At 57.1% G+C, this 315-nt stretch carries 1 pseudogene; it reads left to right on the top strand.

The annotated features are described in order from the left end of the window. Positions 1 to 103 precede the first annotated feature (103 nt). Positions 104 to 315: pseudogene (locus tag ACTZWY_RS19835) on the top strand (IS256 family transposase); the annotation flags it as partial.

A 315-nucleotide genomic window follows, 5' to 3' on the forward strand; every position in this document is an offset into this window, starting at 1 on the left:
GAGCTATGACTGAATCTGGTGTTTTGGGGATTTGAAAGCTGGCGGTGCATCTGGTTGGATTGTCGTTGCGACACAACCCGCCAACCGAAGAGGACGCACCACCATGAACGAGAGTAACATTGTTGAATTTGCGGGTCGAGATGCGATCGCGGACCCATTGACGGAACTTCTGCGCAAAGGTGCGCGTGAATTGCTGCAATCGGCGGTCGAGGCCGAGCTTGAGGTCTTCATGGCACGCTTTCAGGACCGGAAGACAGCCGATGGTCACGCGGCTGTGGTCCGCAACGGCCATCATCCGGAGCGTGCAGTGCAGAC

The organism is Roseinatronobacter sp. NSM, from assembly GCF_052379845.1.
Taxonomy (GTDB): Bacteria; Pseudomonadota; Alphaproteobacteria; order Rhodobacterales; family Rhodobacteraceae; genus Roseinatronobacter.